The organism is Actinomycetota bacterium (assembly GCA_019347675.1).
In the GTDB taxonomy this organism is placed as follows: Bacteria; Actinomycetota; Nitriliruptoria; order Nitriliruptorales; family JAHWKO01; genus JAHWKW01.
This window is the reverse complement of the sequence record JAHWKW010000059.1, coordinates 1-3,985: the sequence shown is the minus strand read 5'-3', so window position 1 is coordinate 3,985 and position 3,985 is coordinate 1. Positions and strand designations below refer to the sequence as shown.

Genomic DNA, 3,985 nt, shown 5'->3' with positions numbered 1-3,985 from the left:
GCCGCCCTCTGCCAGGTCCTCACCGACACCCACACCCTCTACCCCGGCACCGACCTCGAGCTCGTCTACGCCATCAAAACCCGGCCCGACTCTGCATGAACCATCCCGCTATGTCAGGAGGTCTGGATTCTCGAGTCGCGAACGGATCGTCGTAGGCATGACCATCCGCGTGCTCATCGCCGACGACCAGGACATCGTCCGGTCGGGGATCGCCATGATCCTCGATGCTCAGCCCGACATCGAGATCGTCGGGGAGGCCGCAGACGGTCAGCGGGCCGTCACCCTGGCGCGTGAACTGCGGCCCGACGTGTGCCTGTTCGACATCCGCATGCCCGGGCTGGACGGCATCGAGGCAACCCGCCAGCTCGCCGGCCCCAACGTCGCAGATCCGCTCGCGGTCGTCGTGATCACCACCTTCGATCTGGACGAGTACGTACACGGCGCCCTGAAGGCCGGGGCCCGCGGCTTCCTCCTCAAGGGCGCCGACCCCGCCCTGCTCGTGCAGGCTGTTAACGCCGCCGCCAACGGCGACGCGCTCATCGCCCCCGACATCACCGCCCGTCTGCTCGCCACGTTCGCTGACGCACCGACCGGGACGATCCCGCACCATCCCATCGAGCAGCTCACCCCCCGCGAAGAAGAGGTCCTGATCGCGGTCGCCCGAGGCCGCACCAACAGGGAGATCGCCGACGAGCTCTACATCAGCCTCAGCACCGTCAAGACCCACCTCAGCGCCCTCATGCGCAAGCTCGAAGCACGCAACCGCGTCGAACTCGCCATCTGGGCCTACGAAACCGGCCGCATGCCGACCTGAACGAGAGCTCTCCGACCCACAGCGAGAACCGTGGATATGGGCGGTAGTCGTCAACGGACTCAGCGCCCATGACCGCTGCGAGATCAGCAACCGCTTACCGTGAATCCGGTAGAGGAGTCGCAAGCATGCCGATGCCACGATGGTGGAGGCACATCAACAAACGGGTGTTCAACCCGTGGGAGCTCAAGCGTGGCGACCGCCCAGTGCTAACCCACGTCGGCCGGACCTCGGGCAAGACCTACCGAACACCACTCGACGCGCACCTCGTCGAGCGCGGCTACCTGTTCATCCTGGTCTACGGCTCGGAGTCAGACTGGGTCCGCAACGTGCTCGCCGCCGGTCACGCCCGCCTCACGATCGGCGGTGAGGACGTGGATCTCACCAGCCCGCGACTGGTCGACGAGGACCAAGCGTGGGCGGCCCTCCCGGACACGGTGAAGCATCCTCCGAGATGGCTGGGTATCAGAGAGTACCTGCGAATGGACCTCGCCGACGGGTGAGGCCTCGCGGCAACCAGGGTCTGCGCCTGCCCTCGGTTGTCGTCCCAGCTGCCTGACGAGCTCATCTCCATCCTGGCAAGGGGATGCAGGGCACGGTCGGGCCTGTAGTCGCGGGCTGCGGGGTGCTCGATCCCGGGTCGACAACGATGTTCGACGACTGACAACGGGGCCCTCGTTCGTTCGATCGCTCAGACGGTAATGACCGCTTTCCCTCGGGCGTGGCCTTCCCCGACGTACGCGACGGCAGCGGGGGTCTCGCTCAACGGGTAGGTCCTCTCGATGACCGGCGAGACCGTGCCTACCTCGATCCACGCGCCGAGCGTCAGCAGATCGTCGGGTCTCCATGCCTGCAGCGAGAACCGGGCGCGTTTGCGGCTTCCGACCGTCGACGCCGCCGCGCCGAACAGGCGGGGCAGGTTGGCCAGCCACCTGCGGTCGAGCATGCCGGCGTTCGGGACCAGGATCCCCCCGTGAGTCAGGACCTGCAGGGTGGCGGCCAGCGATTGGCTCGCCGCGTTGTCGAAGACGACGTCATACCGTGCTGCGCCTGCGGTGAAGTCCTCTTCGGTGTAGTCGATGACGTGGTCGGCACCGATCGCCCGGGTTTGGTCCACGTTGCGTGTGCTGCAGACCGCGGTCACCTCGGCTCCTAGTGCCTTGGCGACCTGGACCGCGTAGGTCCCGACACCCCCCGATGCCCCGTTGATGAGCACCCGCTGGCCAGCCTCGACGCGGGCAGCGTCGCGCAGCCCTTGCAGGGCCGTGAGCCCGGCGATCGGGACGGCGGCCGCCACCTCGAAGCCGAGACCGGCAGGCTTGCGGGCCAATCGCTTCTCCGGTGCCGCGGCGTACTCGGCGAACGACCCGAAGGCACCTCCGAACACCTCGTCACCCGGGCTGAACCGTTTGACCTTGGCGCCGACCTGTTCGACCGTGCCGGCGAGGTCCTGACCGATGACCCGCCGCCTCGGCCTCGTGACGCCGTACACGGGGCGGATGACGTAGGGGCTGCCTTCCACGATCGCCGTATCTCCGGCGTTGACGCTGGCTGCTGCCACTCGCACCAGTACCTCGCCGTCGTCGATCGTGGGCACGTCGACGTCACGGAGCTCGAGGACCTCCCCGGGTCGGCCGTACCGCTCGCGGACGATCGCTTTCACGATGTCACCGCCGGTCTCCTGGGGACCCTCGCGCGCTTTCTCGACCTTCTTCCTACCGCTGTGGCTGGCGGGAATGCAAGGCCGGGTGTTCGTCGACGACGCGCATGATCTCGGTTCTCCAGAGTTGCTTCAGGATGCGGAAGCGGCGTCGGGGACAGACTCTTTGCGACTGGGAGTCCGTACGCCCTTGATCAGCAGGTATCCGATCATCCAGAACTCCGCGACGATCGCTGGCGCTTGTATGGCGAGGATGATGGTGGGTCCGAGGTCGGGGAGCAGGAAGTGGGTGAGCATCTCGACCAGGTGGGTGAGGGCTGCGACCATCAGCAGGACGCCCAGGGGCCGGGGGAAGTACGAGGACCTGTAGGCGAGGTACCCCAGTGGCAGCAGCCACAACCCGAAGAAGATCTGGGCGATCCGGTAGCCGTGTTCGTGCAGGTCGAGGACCATCAGCACCAGGGCGTCAGACCCGCCGAGGCTGGCGAGCCGTTCCTGCGTGGCGACCATCAGTGCGGCGAAGTGGTTAAGCGTGTTGATGCTCAGGATCGCAGCGGCGAGCGCCACGAAGACGACCATGGCCGACGCAGCTTCGGCGTTGACGTGTCTGAGGAGCATGTAGAGCGCCATGGCCAGCAGGACGTAGAAGGTGATGCCAACGAGGTCGCTGACGAACCCGAGACGGAACAAGGTCGCGTTCCCGGCATGTTGGCGCTGGTCGCGGCGGCGTCGCCCGCCACCGTGAGGCGGTCGCGGACGCGGCCATCGCCGCTACCGCGAGTCGGAGATCGACGCCCTGATCGAACAGCACGCCGAACCCCGCCAGGAACGGGGACCCGACCAGCGGCCCTTCCCGACAAGGAGAGGACCCCGCCCCTAGACCGATGTGCGGGCTGAGCAAGAGAGCGTCGCGCTTCTCCCCGAGCTCGATGACCTATCCCACCTCGCCGCGGACCCGCTGGCCTGAACACTCCGCCGAACTGCGCATCGCCTCAACACCCAATGGTGGGCAACATTCGGACTCCCCGTTACCGGAGGTTGCGCGTCAGCCGGCGCTTGGCGCGCGCAGGCCCATCGCGGACAAGCCGGCGCTCCCAACGGCCATCGGGTGTGTGGCGCAACAGTTGAACAACACGGCGCGGTCGACGGTCGTTTGTGCCGTGATCGTGGACCGGTGAGTATCGGCGGACCGATGGGTCAGCCGGATCGGCCGTCGGCGCTCGGCTTGAACGAGAGGTCACGGGCGCTGAGTTTGGTTGGGGCGAGTCGCGCGAACTTGGCCTCGGCCATGGCGTCTGGATCGAACGTGGCGTCCCACGCGGAGATGTCCGGGCCGAGATAGCGGCGCAGCTTGCGTATGGCTCGAGCACGGTCGTACGGGCGAATCTCGATCCGGCCTCGGGCGGTGACCTGCAGGACCTCGCCGGTCGCGAGGTCGCAGGTGTCCACTACGAGCACCGCTCGGGGATCGTCCTCGAGGAGGTCATTGAGATGCGCCCACGGGCCGGTCAACC

General features: G+C 67.2%; 4 protein-coding genes and 1 pseudogene. 2 read left to right on the top strand and 3 right to left on the bottom strand.

The genetic code is table 11. The annotated features are described in order from the left end of the window. Positions 1-157 precede the first annotated feature (157 nt). Complete coding sequence (locus KY462_16765) at positions 158-814, top strand: response regulator transcription factor (GenBank protein MBW3579350.1); 657 nt, start codon at positions 158-160, stop codon at positions 812-814. Positions 815-939: 125 nt separating this feature from the next. Further along, positions 940-1,314: a nitroreductase family deazaflavin-dependent oxidoreductase gene (locus tag KY462_16760; GenBank protein ID MBW3579349.1), complete on the top strand. Its 375-nt coding sequence runs from the start codon at positions 940-942 to the stop codon at positions 1,312-1,314. Positions 1,315-1,502: 188 nt separating this feature from the next. Here KY462_16760 and KY462_16755 read toward each other — a convergent pair whose 3' ends face one another. The 3 genes and pseudogenes from KY462_16755 to KY462_16745 form a co-directional block, all read right to left on the bottom strand. After that, the gene (locus tag KY462_16755; GenBank protein ID MBW3579348.1) at positions 1,503-2,474 is read right to left on the bottom strand and encodes an NAD(P)-dependent alcohol dehydrogenase; all 972 of its coding nucleotides are present in this window, start codon (positions 2,472-2,474) and stop codon (positions 1,503-1,505) included. Positions 2,475-2,603: 129 nt separating this feature from the next. Further along, positions 2,604-3,176: pseudogene (locus KY462_16750) on the bottom strand (DUF4386 domain-containing protein). 492 nt (positions 3,177-3,668) lie between these two features. Beyond that, positions 3,669-3,985: pyridoxamine 5'-phosphate oxidase family protein (locus KY462_16745; GenBank protein MBW3579347.1), on the bottom strand; the 317-nt coding region annotated here is incomplete at its 5' end.